The organism is Streptomyces sp. NPDC002467, from assembly GCF_042889825.1.
In the GTDB taxonomy this organism is placed as follows: Bacteria; Actinomycetota; Actinomycetes; order Streptomycetales; family Streptomycetaceae; genus Streptomyces.
The window spans coordinates 202,623-220,532 of the sequence record NZ_JBIARJ010000006.1 but is presented as its reverse complement, the minus strand read 5'-3'; the positions used below and the strand labels follow the sequence as shown (position 1 = coordinate 220,532).

The window sequence follows — 17,910 nt, the reverse complement described above, 5'->3', positions numbered from 1 at the left end:
CACTCGCGGATCTTCCCTTGGTCCCCATTGAACCCGCGCTGCCGGGGGCGGGGGGCGCAGGAGCGCAGCCTGTTCCGTGTACCAGCCGCGGCCGACGGCCTGGAGCATTTCGGCGAGGGGGATCTGTTCGCCGATCCGGCCGGCGGGGGTGTCGAGGATGTGAGTGAACTCGGTGCGGATGGCCCTCACCGTCAGCCCACTCGACGTCTACCAGACCCAGATCCATCGCCGGCTCCGCGTACCTGCCAAGACGACCGTGACAGGTACTGCGTGAACCGGACGAGGGAAATGCGACCAAACCCCGTGTACGGGGCGCATGCTGGCACTCAGCGCACGACGCAGCGAGAGTCCCACAGCAGCACCGCGACGGGAAAGTGATGCACCGCCACCTCTAGGGAGAGGTTGATCTTGGCGCCAACTAGAAATCTTAAGTGCCAACTATAAATCCTCGTCACACGGGCGCTACCTGCGCACGCGGGGCATGCCCAGGCCGATCCAGGAGATGATCTCGCGCTGGATCTCGTTGTTGCCGCCGCCGAAGGTGAAGATGACGGCGCTGCGGTAGCCGCGTTCGAGTTCGCCGTGCAGCACCGCGCCGGCCGAGCCGTCCTTGAGGGAGCCCGCCGCGCCGACGACCTCCATCAGCCAGGCGTACGCGTCCCTGCGCGCCTCGGAGCCGTACACCTTGACGGCGGAGGCGTCCTGGGGGGTGAGCGTCCCCTCCTCGACCGCGTTGACCATCTGCCAGTTGAGGAGCTTCATCGCGTCGAGCCGGGCGTGGGTGCGGGCCAGTCGGCCGCGGACCCAATTCAGGTCGATGACGCGGCGGCCGTCGGCGAGTTTGGTCGCGGCGGCCCAGCGCTGGACGTCGTGGAGGGCACGGATGGCCATGGTGCCGTGGGCGGCGAGGGTGACCCGTTCGTGGTTGAGCTGGTTGGTGATCAGCCGCCAGCCCTTGTTCTCCTGCCCGACGCGGCGGCTCGCGGGGACGCGGATGTCCTCGTAGTAGCTGGCGGTGGTGTCGTGCGAGGCGAGGGTGTTGATGAGGGTGCAGGAATACCCCGGGTCCGAGGTCGGCACGAGGAGCATGGTGATGCCCTTGTGCGCGGGGGCGTCCGGGTCGGTGCGGACGGCGAGCCAGACCCAGTCGGCGGTGTCGCCGTTGGTGGTCCAGATCTTCTGGCCGTTGACGACGTAGGTGCCGGTCTCCTCGTCGCCCTCGCGCACGGCCTTGCACTTGAGTGCGGCGAGGTCGGTGCCGGCGTCGGGCTCGCTGTAGCCGATGGCGAAGTCGATCTCGCCCGCGAGGATCTTCGGCAGGAAGTACGCCTTCTGCTCGTCGGTGCCGAACTGCATGATCGTGGGGCCGACGGTGTTGAGCGCCATCAGGGGCAGCGGTACGACGGCCTGCGCGGCCTCGTCGAAGAAGATGAACTGGTCCATCGGGGTCATGCCGCGGCCGCCGTACTCCTTGGGCCAGCCGACCCCGAGCCAGCCGTCCGCACCGAGCCGTCGGATGGTCTCCCGGTAGAACCGCTTCTGGGCGGCGGGGTCCTCGTATCGGGAGTAGACGTCCTCGGGGACCAGCTCGGCGAAGTAGGCGCGCAGCTCGGTGCGCAACTGCTGCTGCTCAGGCGTGTATTCGAGGTGCACGGCCCCTCCGGGAGTGTCGCGGTCCAGCCGGTTCGCCGCGGCGGCGGTGATGGCGGCGGTCAGACTAGAACCCGTTCCAAAAAATCGGAAGGGCCCTGAAGGGGCGCGCAGTTCGGCGTGGCCCACGCACTCCCGTTCGGCGGTGCGCGCATACTTTCGACCATGACGACCCAACAGAGCAGAGCGGAAATCTTCGTCGGCCCGGAACGGGACCACCGCTTCACCGGCCCCGCGACCGGTGACGAACGACTGATGCTGGCCGGCTTCCTGGCGGACCACCGCGCGACCCTGGAGCTGAAGTGCTCCGGGTTGGGGGCCGAGTTGGCGCGGCGGTCGGTGGAACCGTCGACCCTCTCCCTGCTCGGGTTGGTCCGGCACCTCGCCGACGTGGAGCGGCGTTGGTTCCGCAGGGTCCTGGCGGGCCAGGACGCCGAGCCGATCTTCTCCTCGGCGGACGAACCCGACGGGGGCTTCGACGGGGCCGTCGACGACCCGGCGGTGGTGGCGGCCGCGTGGGAGGCGTGGCGCGACGAAGTGGCCTTCGCCGAACGGTTCGTCGCCGACGCGCCCGACCTCGACGTCGAGGGCGATGACGTGTGGCGGGGGAAGGTGTCCCTGCGCTGGGTCCTGATCCACATGGTCGAGGAGTACGCCCGGCACAACGGCCACGCCGACCTGCTCCGGGAACGGATCGACGGGGCCATCGGCATCTGATCCGCGCGTGGCGGCCCCGGATCCGGGCTGACTGCCGCACAATGGCGGTCGGTACCGTCCGGGCCTTCCGGGTCTTTCGGGCCTTCCGGGCCGGAGCGGCGCGGGGGCGGGGCGGGGCGGGGCGGGCAGAAGGAACCGGGGGAACCGACATGGACCACGACGCGCGACGCCTGGACAACCCCGAGTACGGCCTGGCGGTGACCCAGATCCACGAGCCGGGGGCCCTCCCCGTGGACAACGGCATCCCCGCACGCCACGAGTACTGGGAGAGCCTGCCCGAGGACGTCACGGCCCGGCTGATGGAGAAGGCGGGCCGGACCCTGACCTGGTGGGCCGGGCCGGACGCCGACGGGCGGCCCTCCGCGCTGGTGGCCGGCGACCGCGGCCTCTGCCGGGTCCGGCAGGAACTGCGGCACGGCGTACCGGAGTTCCGGGGGCAGCGGGTCCGGGTGGAGCCGGGCTCGCTGCGCAGCCGGTCCTTCGACGGGAAGCCGTCGCCGGACGGGCGGGCCGCCGCGCCCGGCGCTCCGGGGGCTCCGGTCCTGCGGCTCGGCCTGCACGCGTGGGCGCAGGGGGTGCTGGGCCATTTCCCCCTCCACGTGCAGGACTTCCTGCAGCGGCCCTTCCTGTCGGGCCTCTCCGGGGGCGAGACCGTCACCGCGGACTGCTACTACGACGAGACCGTCGAGGCCGAGCGGACCGTCTGGTTCGTGGCCGTCTGCCTCTCCACCGGGCGCACCCTCACGGTCGCGGAGGGCACCCGGTCCCTGGCCCGGGGCGCCCGCCCGGACCGGGCCGAGTGGCAGGGGATCCAGTGCCACGAGGCCCGGCTCACACCGCGTTGATCCCGTCCCCCCGGAGCCCCGGCCTGATCAGGACCTTGATGTGCTCCTCGGGGCGGCGCAGCGAGGCGAAGGCCGCGTCCAGACCACCGAAGCCGGCCTCGCCGGTGACCAGGGCGGCCGGGTCGATGCGCCCGTCGGCGAGCCGGTCGAGGGTCGCGCCGAACTCCCGCGGCGGGTAGGTGAGGCACATCCGGATGGTGACGTCCTTGTAGATGCCGACCACGGGACGGATCACGTCCTCGGTCATCACCCCGCCGATCTGCAGGATCTCGGTCCCGCGCGGAACGCCGTGCAGCAGTGAGTTGAGCATGCCGGGTACGCCGACGCAGTTGACGACGAGCATCGGCCGCGCCCCGGCCCCGGCCAGCTCTGCGCAGTGGGCCACCGGGTCCTCTCCGGCGCCCGGGTCCAGCACCGCGTGTGCGCCCAGCCGGGCCGCCGCCGCGCGGCGCAGCGCCGAGGGGTCGGAGGCGACGACCGGCCCGGCGCCCCGCTCCAGCAGGGCGGCCACGGCCCCCAGCCCCACGGGGCCGCAACCGATCACCACGGCCGGGGTGCCCTCGCCGGCCGCGGTGCGGGCGACGTTGCCGAAGCCGACGGCGAGCGGCTCGGTGAGGGAGGCCGTCGCCAGGTCCATGGAGTCCGGTACGGGCAGCAGCGCCTGCGCCTGTACGACGATCCGCTCGCCGAAGCCGCCCGGGAAGGCGTTGCTGTAGCCGACGGTACGGACCGCTCCCCCGGCGTCGACCGCCCAGGGCAGGCCGACCACCCCGGTGCCGGGTTCGGGGCCGCTCGCGCCCGGGCCGTAGGCGAGTACGCGGCCGGAGAACTCGTGGCCCATGACCAGCGGCCGGTCCGGGTCGAAGAGGAAGCTGGTGGTGCCGCTGTCCCGGGAGGCCCGCAGGAACTCCTCGGTGTGGGCGACGGCGCTCAGGTCGGAGCCGCAGATCCCGCAGGCCTCGGTCTCCACGAGTGCCTGTCCCGGCCCCGGTACGGGATCGGCGTGCTCGCGGACGTGGAAGCGTCCGCCTTCCAGCACCGCGGCCCTCACCGGACCTCTCCCTTGCGGGCGATGGCCTCCATGGTGGAGCGGCGCATCGCCCCGACGAACCGCTCGCTGTTGCGGCCGGCCCAGTCGAGGCTGGCGCGGCGGGCGTCGGTCGTTCCGGTGAGGCGCGGTACGACGCGCTCGGCGAAGAGTTCGAGGCTGCGCAGGGCCGCGGCGGGATCGGCGATGTCCAGCTGGAGGATGAGGAAGGTGCCGAAGCCGCCCGTCTTGTCGGCGAGTTGTCCGATGCGTTCGAGCGCGTCCTCGGCGGTTCCGATGACGGCCCGGCCGAAGGTGGGCAGACCGTCCGTGACCCAGCGTTCGACGGCTCCCGCGGCCGTGCCGCAACCGTCGAGGCGGGTGCCGCCGAGCGTCTCGATGTATCCGACGAGGTCGAGGATCCCGAATTCGGCTTCGCGCAGGGCCTGTTCCCGGGTCTCGGCGAGGTGCACGGGGGTGACCAGCCGCCAGGCCGACCTGTCCGGCTCCCGGCCCGCTTCGGCGCAGGCCCGTTCGTGTGCGGCCCAGTTGGCGTCGAGGGCGGCGAAGCCGTCCGGGTCGGCGGCGGCCAGCGAGAGCATGCCGACGCCGTGCCGGCCGGCGAGTACGGCCCCGGTGGGCGAGACCGCCGAGGCGACGGCCACGTCCAGCTCCCGCCCACGGTAGGGGCCGAGCTGGAGCCTGGCCTCCTCCAGGGCGAACCAGTCGGTGGCGGCCGTCACGATCTCGCCGCGCAGCAGCCGCATCACGGCGTCGAGCGAGTCGGCCATCATCTCGCGCGAGCGGAGCGGGTCGACGCCCATCATGAAGGCGTCGGACGGCAGTTGCCCGGGCCCGACGCCGAGCATGGCGCGGCCGCGCGACTGCTGGTCGAGCTGGCAGATCCGGTCGGCGAGGATGAGCGGCTGGTGGTACGGGAGGGAGTTGACGCCGGTCCCGAGCATGATCCGGCCGGTCCGCTCGGCCGCCGCCGCGAGGAACAGTTCGGGCGAGGCGATGATCTCGTACCCGGCGGAATGGTGCTCCCCGGCCCACACCTCCTCGTACCCCAGCCGGTCGAGGGCGCCGACGAGGTCGAGGTCGCGGCGCAGTTGGAGCGCCGGGTCGCGGTCGGGCCGGTGGTAGGGGGCGAGGAACACCCCGAATCGGCTGGGGAGACGGTGCTGCGGCATCGGGGGTGGGCCCTTCCGTCGTGCGGCTCGGCAGGTCTGCCGTACGACGAAACACCGTGCGCGCCGCGGCTTCAACGGTGCCGCGGGCGTCCTCCCGCTGAGTGGGACATCAAGGGCGTGAGGGGCTTCAGGAGAAGAGGTAGAGCACGTCGAAGCGGACGAGGTCGCGCTCCACGTCGAAGTGGTACTCGCCCGACGCGCTCGTCGCGTCCGAGCTCTGACCGTTCATGTACGTGTCGAACTGCGGGCTGTGCTGCCAGGCCGCCTCGGCGGGCACGTACGTCTTCAGGCGTTCGGGCAGCGCGGACGGCTCGGCGGGCGCGAAGGCGCGGCCGGGGGTGCGGACGACCGCTGCCGCGCCCCCCGGCGGCAGGTGGGCGACGCCGACGAGCCGGATCCGGGAGTCCGGGCCCGGGATGGTGCGGCTGTCCTGGCCGGCCTCGTCGATGTCGTAGCCCAGCCAATGCGCCCCGCTCAGCTCGCCCAGGTACGGCTTGAACCGGTCGTTCAGCGGCGCGAGGTCGGTGCGGACCGGGTTGCTGTGCGGCTCCGGCCACAGCAGGTACGTCATGCCCCCGCCCACCGCCAGCAGCGGGAGGCCCGCGATCAGCAGGAACCTCCGCCTGTTCGTGCGTCCCCGCCCCGTGTCCACGCCCGCCCCCGCCACCGCTCAGTTCAGGGCGCTGATCATAGCCGCGGCCGTCTCCGTCATCGCCGTGCGGGCGGCCGTCAGGTACGGACGGGGGTCCGCCGGGGTCAGGTGGGCGCGGATGGCCCCGGTCATGGCCACGTTCAGCGCGGTACCGATGTTGACCTTGCGGATGCCGCCCGCGACGGCGGCGGCGAGTTCCGAGTCCGGCAGCCCAGAGGAGCCGTGCAGGACGAGCGGCACCTCCACGCTCTTCGCCAACCGGGCGAGCAGCACGTGGTCGAGGGCGGCGGTCCGGGTGGTCATGGCGTGGCTGCTGCCGATGGCGACGGCCAGCGCGTCGACCCCGGAGTCGGCGACGAAGCGCCGGGCCTCGTCGGGATCCGTACGGGCGCCGGGCGCGTGGGGGTCCAGCGGGGCGGCGCCGTTCTTGCCGCCGACCTCGCCCAACTCGGCCTCGATCCACAGCCCGTTGGCGTGCGCCCAGTCGGCGGCGGAGCGGGTCGCCTCCAGGTTCTCGGAGTACGGGAGTTGCGCGGCGTCGTACATCACCGAGCTGTAGCCCGCGTCGCACGCCTGGCGGAGCAGTTCGGAGCTCTTGACGTGGTCGAGGTGCAGGCCGACGGGGACCGTGGCGGCTTCCGCGCAGGCGGCGGCCGCCCGGGAGATGGGCAGCAGGCGTCCGCCGCGGAACTTCACCGCGTTCTCGCTGAGTTGGAGGATGACGGGCAGGCCGGCCGCCTCCGCCCCGGCGACGACGGCCTCGGCGTGCTCCAGGGTGATGATGTTGAAGGCGGCGACGGCGCGGCCCGCGCGGGCCGCCTCCTGGACGAGGGGACCGGCGGGTACGAGGCTCATCGGACCGCCTCCTCGCCGGCGGAGAGGATCACCGAACGGGTGAGGTGGCGCGGCGCGTCCGGATCGAGGCCCTGCTGGGCGGCGACGGCGAGGGCGAGGCGGTGCACCCGGACCAGTTCGGCGAGCGGGTCGAGCCGCCCGGCCACCCACTGGGAGCCGGTGGCGCGCACCTGCTCGGCGAGCCCGTCGGGGGCCTCGCCGAGCGACCAGGTGACGGTGCCGGGCCCGGAGACGCTGATCGGCCCGTGCCGGTACTCCATCGCCGGATAGGACTCGGCCCACGACAGCGAGGCCTCGCGCATCTTCAGCGCGGCTTCGTTGGCGAGGCCGACGCTCCAGCCCCGGCCGAGGAAGGTGAACTGGCCGTGACCCTCCAGCCCGGCGGGCAGCGGCTCGGCGAGCGCGGCGCGGGCGTCGGCGACCACGGAGACGGTGTGCAGGCCGAGGTGGGCGCGCAGGAGGGTGAGGGCGGTGGTGGCGAAGCGGGTCTGGACGACGGACCGCTCGTCGGCGAAGTCGAGGACCACGGCCTCGTCGGCGAGGGTCATCACGGGGGTCTCCGGATCGCCGATGACGGCGGTCGTGGGGACGCCCGCCTCGCGCAGCCCGGCGAGCAGGTCGAGCACCTCGGTGGTGGTGCCGGAGCGGGTGAGGGCGACGACCCGGTCGTAGCGGCGGTGGCGCGGGAACTCCGAGGCGGGGAACGCGTCGGTCTCCCCCTGCCCGGCCTCCTCGCGCAGCACGGCGGCCGCCTGTGCCATGTAGTACGAGGTGCCGCACCCGACGATCGCGATACGGTCGGCGGGCCTCGGCAGCACCGGCCGCTGCGCCGGGGCCAGTTCGGCGGCCCGTTCCCAGCATTCGGGCTGAGTGCTCAACTCGTACGCGACGTGACTCATGGGGCTCCCTAGCGGGTGGGTGCGAGTGTGCCATCCTTGCGTGTTTCTGCAAGGTAGCGGGGAGTTTCACGCAACTTCAAGCATCATGAGGGCTGATCGGCTGGGTTAGTGTCGGCGTGTAGGCCAACGGAGAACATGCCGGAGGGCGGCGCGACACCCGAGGGGGCTGCTGATGACCCGCAAAGAGCGCTGGCAGGGGCTGCTGGATCTGCTCGTGGAGCAGGGCGAGCTGGAGGTGGAGCCGGCGGCGGACGCCCTCGGCGTGTCCGCGGCGACGATCCGCCGCGACCTGGACCAGCTCGCCGAACAGCAGCTGCTGGTCCGCACGCGCGGCGGTGCCGTCCCGCACGGCGTCTCGTACGAACTCCCCCTGCGCTACCGCACGTCACGGCGGGCCGCCGAGAAGCAGCGGATCAGCCGGGCCGTGGCGGCCCTGATCGGCCCGGGCGAGGTGATCGGCCTGACGGGGGGCACCACGACCACCGAGGTCGCCCGCGCCCTGGCCGGACGCCCGGACCTGGCCTCGGGGTCGCCCGCGCTGACCGTGGTCACCAACGCCCTCAACATCGCGAACGAGCTGGTGATCCGCCCGCAGTTCAAGATCGTGCTGACGGGGGGTGTCGCCCGACCCCAGTCGTACGAGCTCACGGGCCCCCTCGCCGAACAGGTGCTGGGACGGCTCGCGGTGGACACCGCCGTGCTCGGCGTGGACGGCTTCGACCCGGCGGACGGCGCGGCGACCCGCCACGAGGACGAGGCCTCGATCAACCACCTGCTGTGCGAGCGGGCCGGGCGGGTGGTGATCGCCGCCGACTCCAGCAAGCTCGGCGTGCGCGCCTTCGCCCGCATCTGCGATACCTCGTCCGTGGACGTGCTGGTCACGGACACGGGCCTGTCGGCCGCGGTCGCGGAGCGGTTCGCGGACGCCGGGGTGGAAGTGGTGCGGGTCTGAGGGCTGCCGTAGCCCGCCGCGGCCGGAGCCGGCATCCGCGGCCGGCCCGGGTCCCCGGCCGGCCCGGGTCCTCGGCCGCGGGCGGCGGTACGCTCGTGGGTCCGACACCCCCGGAAGGATCACCGCCATGTCCGTGCCGCAGTCCGTGGACCGTGCGCTGGCCCTGCTCGACGCGGTGGCCGACGCACCGGGGCCCGTGAGCGCCAAAGCGCTCGCGCGGCGCGTGGGGTGTTCGCTGTCGACCGTGTACCACCTGCTGGGCCCGCTGACGGCGCGCGGCTACCTGGTACGGGTACCGGAGGGGTACGCGCCCGGGCCGCGGGTCCCCTCCCTGCACCGCTCCTTCCGGCGGCACCTGGGGACGGGGAGCGCGGTCGCCGCGCTGCTGCCGCACGTACGGCGGGCCACCGGCGCCGAGGCGTACTTCACCGCTTACAGCGGCGGACGCATCACCGTCATCGACAGCACCACGCCCCTGAACGACTCCGAGGACCCGTTCGCTCCCGGCCCCGAGACCCGGGCGCACGCCACCGCGCACGGCAAGGTGCTGCTCGCCCCGCTAACCCGGGCCCAGCGGCGGCGCTACCTCGCCGACCACGGGATGGCGCGCCTGACCGAGCACACGATCACCGACGAGCGGCGTTTCGAGGCGGAGCTGGCGGGCGTCCGCGACCGGGGCATCGCGGTCTCCGTCGGCGAGGCGGACCCGGCCTACACCTGTCTGGCCGTGCCGCTGCCGTCACGTCCGGACCACGCCCTGTCCGTCTCCCTCCCGCTCGCGGACTTCAGGCGCCGCCGGGACGAGATCGGCTCGCTGCTCGTGCTGGCCGCGGCCGCGTTTCCGGCAGGGTCGGAATGAGCCCGTGCCCGGCCGGCCCGAGCCCGCCGGGTGCCGCATCGTAGGGGCATGATCTTCATCGCCGTACGATTCACCGTCCGTCCCGAACACTCCGACGCGTGGCTGTCCCTCGTGGGCCCCTTCACCGAGGCGACCCGCGCCGAACCGGGCAACCTCTTCTTCGACTGGTCCCGCAGCGTCGAGGACCCGCACAGGTTCACGCTGCTGGAGGCGTTCGCGGACGACGACGCCGCCGTCGCCCACGTGCAGTCCGAGCACTTCACCGCCGGGCTCGCGGCCATGGCCCCCGCCATCGCGGAGACCCCCGAGATCATCAACGTGACCATTCCGGACCAGAACGGGTGGGGTCCCATGGCGGAACTCGCGCCGCAGGCGTAGTCCCGGCCCGGTCCGCGGCGGGCGGCTGCCTCAGTGCTCCGGCAGCCGCTCCGACTCCCGTACCAGGGCCGCCAGGACCGGGGCGATCAGCGGGTGGGACTCCGCGCCGCGGCGGGTCGCCGCGAAGACCCGGCGGGTGGCGGCGGGACCCGACGCGGGGCCCCCGGCCGGTGCCACCGGGCGGACCTGGACCTCCTTGAGGTCCATGCCGCGCAGGGCGGACCGCGGGACCAGGGCCACCCCCGCCCCGGCGCCCACCAGCGCCGTGACCGCGCGGAAGTCGTCGGAGGAGTGCACGAACCGGGGCTGGAAGCCCGCCAGTTCGCACGCCAGCAGCGTCACGTCGTGGCAGGGGTTCCCCGGGTACTGGCCCACCCAGTCCGAGTCGGACAGGTCCGCCAGGGACACCGCCGGGAGATCGGCCAGCGGGTGCCCCGAGGGGAGCACCGCGTCGAAGGGTTCCGCGTACAGCGGCAGCACCGACAACCGCCCGTCGTCCGCTCCCGGCCCGCCCCGGTACTCGACCGCCAGCGCCACGTCGGCCTCGCCGTCCAGCAGCAGCGGCAGGCTCTGGTCGCCCTCCGCGTCCCGGACCCGCAGCCGGATGCCGGGGTGTTCCAGGGCCAGCCGGGCGATGGCCGGGGCCAGTACCTCGGCGATGCCCGTGGCGAAGGCCGCCACGGTGACCTCGCCCGCGGAGCCGCCCGCGTAGGCGGCGAGTTCGGCTTCGGCCCGCTCCAGCTGGGCCAGCACCTCGTGCGCGTGCCCGAGCAGGATCTCGCCGGCCGCCGTGAGCCGTACGCCCCGGCCGCTGCGGGTGAGCAGCGCGTGGCCCGTCTCCTGCTCCAGTGCCGCGAGCTGCTGGGAGACCGCGGAGGGAGTGAGGTAGAGGGCTGCGGCCGCGGCGGTCACCGTTCGGTGATCCGCCACGGCCCGCAGGATGCGCAGCCGGCGGGGGTCGATCACCCCGCCATTATCTCAGGCAGCGCAGGTCACCCGGCCCGCGCGGGCCCCTCGGGGCCGCTCAGGCCTCCTCGGCCTCCAGCGCCGCACGGGCGTCCGCGAAGGCCGCCACCGCGCGCTCCACGTCCGCCGTGGAGTGGGCCGCCGAGAGCTGGACGCGGATACGGGCCGCGCCCATCGGCACCACCGGGTACGAGAAGCCGATCACGTACACGCCGCGCTCCAGCAGCAGCTCCGCCATCCGGGCCGCCTTCGCCGCGTCGCCGATCATCACGGGGGCGATGGCGTGGTCGCCGGGCAGGATCTCGAAGCCCGCCTCGGTCATCTTCGTACGGAAGAGCTCGGTGTTGGCGGCGAGGTGTTCGCGCAGGTCACCGGCGGACTCCAGCAGGTCGAGGACCTTCAGCGAGGCCGCCGCGATGACCGGGGCGAGGGAGTTGGAGAAGAGGTACGGGCGCGAGCGCTGGCGCAGCAGCTCCACGATCTCGGCGCGGGCCGCGACGTAGCCACCGGACGCGCCGCCGAGGGCCTTGCCGAGGGTGCCGGTGATGATGTCGACGCGGTCCATGACGCCGTGCAGCTCGGGGGTGCCGCGGCCGCCGGGGCCGACGAAGCCGACGGCGTGCGAGTCGTCGACCATGACCATGGCGTCGTAGCGCTCGGCCAGGTCGCAGATCTCGGCGAGCGGGGCGACGTACCCGTCCATGGAGAAGACGCCGTCGGTGACGATCAGCTTGCGGCGGGCGCCGCCCTCGGTGGCCTCCTTCAGGCGCGCCTCCAGCTCGGCCATGTCGCGGTTGGCGTAGCGGAAGCGGCGGGCCTTCGACAGCCGGATGCCGTCGATGATCGAGGCGTGGTTGAGGGCGTCGGAGATGACCGCGTCCTCGGCGCCGAGCAGGGTCTCGAAGACGCCGCCGTTCGCGTCGAAGCAGGAGGAGTAGAGGATCGTGTCCTCCTGGCCGAGGAAGGAGGAGAGGCGCGCCTCCAGCTCCTTGTGCACCTCCTGCGTACCGCAGATGAAGCGGACGGAGGCCATTCCGTAGCCCCAGCGGTCCAGGGCGTCCTTCGCCGCGGCGACGACCTCGGGGTGGTCGGCGAGGCCGAGGTAGTTGTTGGCGCAGAAGTTCAGGACCTCGCCGGGGGCACCGCCGGCGGTCACTGCGACGGCGGCGTTCTGCGGGGTGCCGATGACGCGCTCGGGCTTGTGCAGGCCGGCGGCGCGGATCTCGTCGAGGGTGGCGCGGAGGTCTTCGCGGACGGTCTCGAACATACTGCGGTCTCCTTGTGCGTTTTGCCGTCCGGCGGACGGGAGGGGGGCCGGACCCCGCGGAGGGGGGAGGGTGTGCGGGGTCCGGCCGTAGGGAGATGGTTCAGGGGACCGACGGCCCGCGGCCGACCCGGTCGGATCTTGGCTCGGCACCCGGCCCGGCGTACCGGTGGCCTGCGGCCGGCCTGGTCGGGCCTTGGCCGAGCCGGCGGGTCGGTGAGCCGTGGACCGAGGCTCGGTGGGCCGTGGCCCGGTGGGCCGTGGCCCGGTGGCCGGTGGGTTCGGGGCCCCCGGCCCGAGGCCCGTGGGCCAGGACCCGTGGCCTCGGGCCATGGCCCGGGAGCGGCCGGCCGAGCCCCGTGGCTCCTGGTCCGGGGGCCAGGGCCACGGGGCCGGAGCCACGGAGGCGCCGGGTCAGGCCGTCCAGTCCAGGATGATCTTGCCGCTGCGGGCGGTGGACGCCTCGTCGAAGGCGGCCTCGAAGTCGCGGTGCGAGTAGCGGCCGGTGATGACCGGGGTGAGGTCGAGACCGCCCTCCAGCAGCACCGTCATCGCGTACCAGGTCTCGAACATCTCGCGGCCGTAGATGCCCTTGATGGTGATCATCGAGGTGACGACCTTCGCCCAGTCCACCGGGAACTCCTGCGCGGGCAGCCCCAGCATGGCGATCCGGCCGCCGTGCGTCATGTTGTCGATCATGTCGCGCATCGCCTCGGCGCGGCCGGACATCTCCAGGCCGATGTCGAAGCCCTCGCGCAGGCCCAGCTGCGCCTGCGCGTCCGCGATGGAGCGCTCGGCCACGTTCACCGCGAGCGTGGCACCCGCCTTGCGGGCGATCTCCAGCCGCTCGGGGCTGACGTCCGTGATGACGACGTTGCGCGCGCCGGCGTGCCGGGCCACGGCCGCCGCCATGATCCCGATCGGGCCGGCGCCGGTGATCAGCACGTCCTCGCCGACCAGCGGGAACGACAGCGCCGTGTGCACGGCGTTGCCGAAGGGGTCGAAGATGGCGGCCACGTCCAGGTCGACCGGCGTGCGGTGCACCCAGACGTTCTGCGCCGGCAGGACCACGTACTCGGCGAAGGCGCCGTCACGGCCGACCCCGAGGCCGATGGTGCTGCGGCACAGGTGGCGGCGGCCGGCCAGGCAGTTGCGGCACTTGCCGCACACGAGGTGGCCCTCGCCGCTGACGAGCGCGCCGACCTCGATGTCGCGGACGTCCGCGCCGAGCGCCGCGACCTCGCCCACGAACTCGTGGCCCAGGATCAGCGGGGTCTTGACCGCGCCCTGCGCCCAGCCGTCCCAGGAACGGATGTGCAGGTCCGTTCCGCAGATGCCGGTGCGCAGCACCTTGATCAGCACGTCGCCCGGTCCGTAGTCGGGTTCGGGAACGTCCATGAGCCACAGCCCGGGCTCGGCCTTGTGCTTGACGAGTGCCTTCATGGGGTGGCTCCAGGCATGCGGAAGGGGTCGCCGCGGGCGTGCGGGCCCGTACGGCGTCGGTGACGGCACCAATCTGCCGATCGGCACCGTGATCAGTCCATCGAGACTTTCTTAAGCGGGTCGACAGCGCAGCTTCACGCCTATGCTCCTCAGGTGACGGGGCAGGGTCCCGGGCCGGTACGAAGGTCCGGGGAAAAGGGGAGGTGAGGGGCGTGCCGAGTCTGCGCAGCAGGGCGCTGTCGGCGGCGCTGATCGCGGCGGGCAGGCGAAGACGGTTCGCGAGCGCCGAGGCGGTCCAGGCCCGGGTCGCGGAGTCCGCGCGGCGACCCGCGTCGCACCTTCCGCCCCGCTGGTTGGGCCGGGTCGCGGAGATCTCGCGGACGTTCGTCGGAGCCTGGCCGGTGTACGACGTCTCGCCCCTCGGGGTCGAGCCGGAGGCCCAGGTGCTGTACGTGCACGGCGGTGGGTACATCAACGAGCTCGTCCGCCCGCACTGGGCGCTGGTCCGGCAGCTGGTCGCCCAGGCGCGGGCGCGGGTGGTCGTGCCGGCGTACATCCTGGCCCCGCGCGGGACCGCCGACCGGACGGTCCCCGTCGCCGCGGACCTGCTCAGCGGTCTGATCGAGAGCGGCGGCGCGGGCGGCACGGTGCTCATCGGGGACTCCGCGGGCGCCGGGCTGGCGCTGGCCGCCGCGCAGCGGCTGCGCGACCGGACGGGGGCGCAGCCCTCCCGGATCGTACTGATCTCGCCCTGGCTGGACGTGTCCATGAGCCATCCGGACCAGGCGCTGATCGAGGCGGCCGATCCGATGCTGGCCCTCCCCGGACTGCGGGAGGCAGGGCGGCTGTACGCCGGAACCCTCGCGGCCGACGATCCGCGGGTGAGCCCGCTGCACGGGTCCTTCGCGGGGCTGGCGCCGCTGACGGTGTTCACCGGGACCCGGGACGTGCTCACCACGGACAGCAGGGAGCTGCTGAGCCGGGCCCTCGCGGCCGAGGTCGACGTGGAGTTCCACGAGGAGCCGGGGCTGCCGCACGGGTACCCGCTGCTGCCGGTGCCGGAGGGGCGGGCGGCGCGGGAGCGGATCGTGCAGCTGATCCGGGCCACGGCTGACGCCTGACCTCCCGCCCCGGGCCTCGCGCCTCCCACGTCCCCGGCGCCTACGCCGTGCAGGTCATCAGGGAGCTGACCGGCCAGGCCCGGTACCCCGTCCAGTACTCCTCGTCGCGCACCGGGTCGGCGGGCGGGGTCCGGGTCGGCTGCCAGCCGACGGTGGCGAAGCCCGCCTCGACGGCGGCCTCGGCCAGGTCGGCGTGGGCCCATTCGCGGAACTCGAAGGGCACCGGCGGCTCGGTGAGGAAGTGGGCCTTGAGCAGGGGCGCGTCGCCCTCCGGGAGCCGGTCGATGATCCGGAGCCCGTACGGGGACCAGTCCACGCGGGGGAACGCCCCGGCGTTGGGCACGATGGCGAGGAGTTTGGCCCCGGCGCGCAGATTGGCGCGGACGGACCGGAACATCGCGTGCAGGGAGCCGCGGTCGGGTGCGTGGTTGAACAGGTAGACGGCGGTGGCGAGGTCGAAGGGGCCGAGGTTCGGGAGGCCCGCGGCGTCGGCGACGTGGTACTCGATCGCCGACCGGTCCCCGTCCGTCGCGAGCCCGGTCGTCTCGTGCGCGCGTGCGAGCCGGATCATCTCCTCGGAGATGTCCACTCCGACGGTCCGGCGGGCCCCGCCGCGGGCCAGCAGCCGGGTGTTGTGGCCGTGTCCGCAGGCCAGGTCGAGCGTGTCGAGCCCGCGGACCCCGCCGAGTTCGTCGAGGGCTCCCAGGAGGGTGTGGGTGTCGGCCGCCGAGAAGGCGGCCGTGCTCTTCGACTCCGCGTAACGCTCGCCGATGGCGTCGTACTGGTAGCGCATGCTCTGCCTTCCGGTGGCCTGCCGGGGTGGGGGACGCGTGCGTATGCTGCCCCGGCGCGTGGCCGCTCGCCGCCCGAACGGCCGTGCGTCCCCCGGACGAGGGAAGCGGTCGGCCTAGCCGGGGTGCGTCGGTCGCCGCCGAGGGCGCATCCTGACGGTGTGACCGCGAGAGGGGACAGCCCAGGACCGGCCCCCGATGCCACGGCCCAGGCGCTCGCGCGTGGCACGGCGCGTGCCGTGGAGGCCGTCGGCGGGTACGCGGGCGGGGTCTACCTGCGCTCGCACACCGATGAACTGCTGCTGGCCGCAAGCGTGGGTCTCCCGGGTGAGCTGTTCCGGTCCTGGTGGCGGATGCAGGTGAACCGCCCGTACCCGGTGGCGGAGGCGTACCGGTCCGGGCAGTCCGTGCACCTGCCCGACCCGGAGTCGGCCGTACAGCGCTTCCCGCAGCTGATGGCGGGACTGCCCTTCCCCTTCGGTTCGCTGTTCGAGCCGGTGACCGCCGGCTCGGAGCGGTTCGGGGTGCTGATGGTGCTGCGCCCGGCCACCCCCGGTGTGCCGGTGGGGGCCGGTGACCGGGAACGGCTCCGCGAGGCCGCGGCCGAGCTGGCCCGGGACCTGGCCGCGCTGACCGCGGCCGGGGAGCCGGTGATCTGGGAGGGCGACCCGCTGTCCGTGCCTTCGCCCGCCCCGGTCGGGGGCGTCCGCGCCGTGGTGGACCGGCTCGCGCAGGCGCTGCTCTCCGTGGACCGGGAGGGCAGGATCCGCTTCGCGAACGCGGCCGCCGAGACGATGTTCGGCATCCCGGAGGAGCGGCTGCTGGGGCAGGTGCTGTGGAAGGCGGCGCCCTGGCTCGGGAAGCGCGCGTACGAGGACCACTTCCGGGCCGTCTTCCTCGCCGGTGAGGTGGTGCACTTCCCGGTCCGGCGCGGCGGGCACCGGCCCAGGGAGTGGCTGTCCGTCGACCTGTACCCCGGTTCCGGCGGGGTGACCGTGCTGATCGGCGCCGCCGAGCAGCCCGATTACCCTCCCGACTCCGCGGCCCAGGCGAACGGGAACATCGGCTCGGTGGCCGATCGGGCCTCGGCGCTGTACCGCCCGGTGGCCCTGGCGATCGCGCTGACGGAGGCGGTCACGGCCCGCCAGGTATCGGCGGTCGTCACCGACGAGCTGCTGCCGGCCTTCGGCGGCCGCCAGCTGGCGATCTACATGCTCGACGAGCGGCATCTGTACCTCGCCTGGGAGACGGGGTTCCCGAGGGGTTTCCTCGACCGGTTCGACGGTGTCTCGCTCGAAGCGGAGCTGCCCGGCGTGGAGACGTTGACCTCGGGTCGGCCGATGTTCTTCGAGTCGATGGAGAAGCTGGCCGCCGCCTATCCGGGGATCCCGCTGGACGCGCACGTCGGTGCCCGTGCCTTCCTGCCGCTGATCGCCTCCGGCCGGCCGGTGGGCTCCTGCATCCTCGGCTTCGACGCGCCGCGCGGCTTCAGCCCGGAGGAGCGTACGGTGCTGACGGCACTGGCCGGGCTGATCGCGCAGGCCCTGGAGCGGGCGAAGCGGTACGACAACGAGGCCGCGCGCGCCCGGGGCCTCCAGTCGGCGCTGCTGCCGCACCGGCTGCCGGTGCGCGAGCACGTGGACACGGTGGCCCGCTACCTGCCGGGCTCGGTCGGCATGGACGTCGGCGGCGACTGGTACGACGTGATCGAGACGGACGACGGGCTGCTGGCGCTGGTCATCGGGGACGTCCAGGGCCATGGCGTAGCGGCCGCGGCCACGATGGGTCAACTCCGCAGCGCGGTACGGGCCTTCGCGCTGAGCGGCAGTTCCCCGCAGGAGGTGGCGAGCGGCACCAACCGGCTGCTCATCGACCTGGACCCGGGGCAGTTCGCCAGCTGCTGCTACGTGTTGCTCGACCCCGTGTCGGGGAAGGCCCGCGCGGTGCGCGCCGGGCATCCCCAGCCGCTGATGCGGCACCCCGACGGCCGGGCCGAGGTGCTCGACCTGGCGGGCGGGGTGGTGCTCGGCATCGACCCGAATGCCTCGTATCCGGTGACGGAACTGCGGCTGGCCACGGGCTCGGTGCTCGCCCTGTACACGGACGGGCTGGTGGAGAAGCCGGGTACCGACATCGACGTCGGCGTGGAGCGGCTGCGGGCGGCGCTGGCCGCGGCGGGTCCGGCTCCGCTGACCGAGATGGCCGACCGGCTGATCGGCGAGGCGGGCAGCTCCGCCGACCGGCCCGACGACATCGCCCTGTTGTTGGCGTCCCGCACGGGCGGCGACCCGTAGGAAG

Annotated in this window: 17 protein-coding genes; 7 read left to right on the top strand and 10 right to left on the bottom strand. The window is 73.5% G+C overall.

Going from position 1 to position 17,910, the window contains the following annotated elements:
* Window positions 1-462: 462 nt before the first annotated feature.
* Complete coding sequence (locus ACFYYJ_RS15370) at window positions 463-1,653, bottom strand: acyl-CoA dehydrogenase family protein (RefSeq protein WP_389132774.1); 1,191 nt, start codon at window positions 1,651-1,653, stop codon at window positions 463-465.
* A gap of 162 nt (window positions 1,654-1,815) precedes the next feature.
* Between ACFYYJ_RS15370 and ACFYYJ_RS15365 the strand changes: the two genes are divergently transcribed.
* Together ACFYYJ_RS15365 and ACFYYJ_RS15360 are read left to right on the top strand one after the other, a co-directional pair.
* A complete protein-coding gene (locus tag ACFYYJ_RS15365) occupies window positions 1,816-2,367 on the top strand; it encodes a DinB family protein (protein WP_385127957.1) in 552 nt (183 codons plus the stop codon).
* A 149-nt stretch (window positions 2,368-2,516) separates the two neighbouring features.
* Window positions 2,517-3,212: a hypothetical protein gene (locus tag ACFYYJ_RS15360; RefSeq protein WP_389132453.1), complete on the top strand. Its 696-nt coding sequence runs from the start codon at window positions 2,517-2,519 to the stop codon at window positions 3,210-3,212.
* On the opposite strand, the gene ACFYYJ_RS15355 is transcribed toward ACFYYJ_RS15360, so the two are convergent.
* The 5 genes from ACFYYJ_RS15355 to ACFYYJ_RS15335 all read right to left on the bottom strand — a co-directional run bounded on the left by ACFYYJ_RS15355 (window position 3,199) and on the right by ACFYYJ_RS15335 (window position 7,838).
* Window positions 3,199-4,263, bottom strand: a complete 1,065-nt coding sequence (locus tag ACFYYJ_RS15355; protein WP_389132450.1) for a zinc-binding dehydrogenase — start codon at window positions 4,261-4,263, stop codon at window positions 3,199-3,201. The two genes, ACFYYJ_RS15360 and ACFYYJ_RS15355, sit on opposite strands and share 14 nt — an antisense overlap.
* Window positions 4,260-5,432 carry an LLM class flavin-dependent oxidoreductase gene (locus ACFYYJ_RS15350; protein ID WP_389132447.1) on the bottom strand — a complete coding sequence of 391 codons (1,173 nt, stop codon included), beginning with the start codon at window positions 5,430-5,432 and terminating at the stop codon, window positions 4,260-4,262. Before ACFYYJ_RS15350 ends, ACFYYJ_RS15355 begins: the two co-directional genes overlap by 4 nt.
* A gap of 127 nt (window positions 5,433-5,559) precedes the next feature.
* Entirely contained in the window at window positions 5,560-6,084 is a 525-nt protein-coding gene (locus ACFYYJ_RS15345) for a hypothetical protein (RefSeq protein WP_389132444.1), read from the bottom strand.
* 18 nt (window positions 6,085-6,102) lie between these two features.
* A complete protein-coding gene (locus ACFYYJ_RS15340) occupies window positions 6,103-6,939 on the bottom strand; it encodes a ketose-bisphosphate aldolase (protein ID WP_389132442.1) in 837 nt (278 codons plus the stop codon).
* Complete coding sequence (locus ACFYYJ_RS15335; protein ID WP_385360816.1) at window positions 6,936-7,838, bottom strand: SIS domain-containing protein; 903 nt, start codon at window positions 7,836-7,838, stop codon at window positions 6,936-6,938. Before ACFYYJ_RS15335 ends, ACFYYJ_RS15340 begins: the two co-directional genes overlap by 4 nt.
* Window positions 7,839-8,010: 172 nt before the next feature.
* On the opposite strand from ACFYYJ_RS15335, the gene ACFYYJ_RS15330 reads away from it, so the two are divergent.
* The 3 genes from ACFYYJ_RS15330 (at window position 8,011) to ACFYYJ_RS15320 (ending at window position 10,027) form a co-directional block, all read left to right on the top strand.
* The gene (locus ACFYYJ_RS15330) at window positions 8,011-8,790 is read left to right on the top strand and encodes a DeoR/GlpR family DNA-binding transcription regulator (RefSeq protein WP_385127943.1); all 780 of its coding nucleotides are present in this window, start codon (window positions 8,011-8,013) and stop codon (window positions 8,788-8,790) included.
* A gap of 127 nt (window positions 8,791-8,917) precedes the next feature.
* Window positions 8,918-9,649, top strand: coding sequence for an IclR family transcriptional regulator (locus ACFYYJ_RS15325; protein ID WP_385127941.1), 732 nt, complete (start codon window positions 8,918-8,920; stop codon window positions 9,647-9,649).
* Between the two features lie 48 nt (window positions 9,650-9,697).
* Window positions 9,698-10,027, top strand: a complete 330-nt coding sequence (locus ACFYYJ_RS15320) for a putative quinol monooxygenase (RefSeq protein ID WP_385127939.1) — start codon at window positions 9,698-9,700, stop codon at window positions 10,025-10,027.
* Window positions 10,028-10,057: 30 nt separating this feature from the next.
* Here the strand turns inward: ACFYYJ_RS15320 and ACFYYJ_RS15315 are convergent, their stop codons facing one another.
* The 3 genes from ACFYYJ_RS15315 to tdh all read right to left on the bottom strand — a co-directional run bounded on the left by ACFYYJ_RS15315 (window position 10,058) and on the right by tdh (window position 13,700).
* Entirely contained in the window at window positions 10,058-10,993 is a 936-nt protein-coding gene (locus ACFYYJ_RS15315) for a LysR substrate-binding domain-containing protein (RefSeq protein WP_385127937.1), read from the bottom strand.
* A gap of 58 nt (window positions 10,994-11,051) precedes the next feature.
* Window positions 11,052-12,260: a glycine C-acetyltransferase gene (locus tag ACFYYJ_RS15310; RefSeq protein WP_389132435.1), complete on the bottom strand. Its 1,209-nt coding sequence runs from the start codon at window positions 12,258-12,260 to the stop codon at window positions 11,052-11,054.
* A 411-nt stretch (window positions 12,261-12,671) separates the two neighbouring features.
* On the bottom strand, window positions 12,672-13,700 hold the full coding sequence (tdh, locus tag ACFYYJ_RS15305; RefSeq protein WP_385360809.1) for an L-threonine 3-dehydrogenase: 1,029 nt from the start codon (window positions 13,698-13,700) through the stop codon (window positions 12,672-12,674).
* Between the two features lie 212 nt (window positions 13,701-13,912).
* On the opposite strand from tdh, the gene ACFYYJ_RS15300 reads away from it, so the two are divergent.
* The gene (locus tag ACFYYJ_RS15300; protein WP_385127933.1) at window positions 13,913-14,821 is read left to right on the top strand and encodes an alpha/beta hydrolase fold domain-containing protein; all 909 of its coding nucleotides are present in this window, start codon (window positions 13,913-13,915) and stop codon (window positions 14,819-14,821) included.
* A gap of 40 nt (window positions 14,822-14,861) precedes the next feature.
* On the opposite strand, the gene ACFYYJ_RS15295 is transcribed toward ACFYYJ_RS15300, so the two are convergent.
* Window positions 14,862-15,614 carry a class I SAM-dependent methyltransferase gene (locus ACFYYJ_RS15295; protein WP_389132430.1) on the bottom strand — a complete coding sequence of 251 codons (753 nt, stop codon included), beginning with the start codon at window positions 15,612-15,614 and terminating at the stop codon, window positions 14,862-14,864.
* A gap of 159 nt (window positions 15,615-15,773) precedes the next feature.
* On the opposite strand from ACFYYJ_RS15295, the gene ACFYYJ_RS15290 reads away from it, so the two are divergent.
* A complete protein-coding gene (locus ACFYYJ_RS15290; protein WP_389132427.1) occupies window positions 15,774-17,906 on the top strand; it encodes a SpoIIE family protein phosphatase in 2,133 nt (710 codons plus the stop codon).
* Window positions 17,907-17,910: the final 4 nt, after the last annotated feature.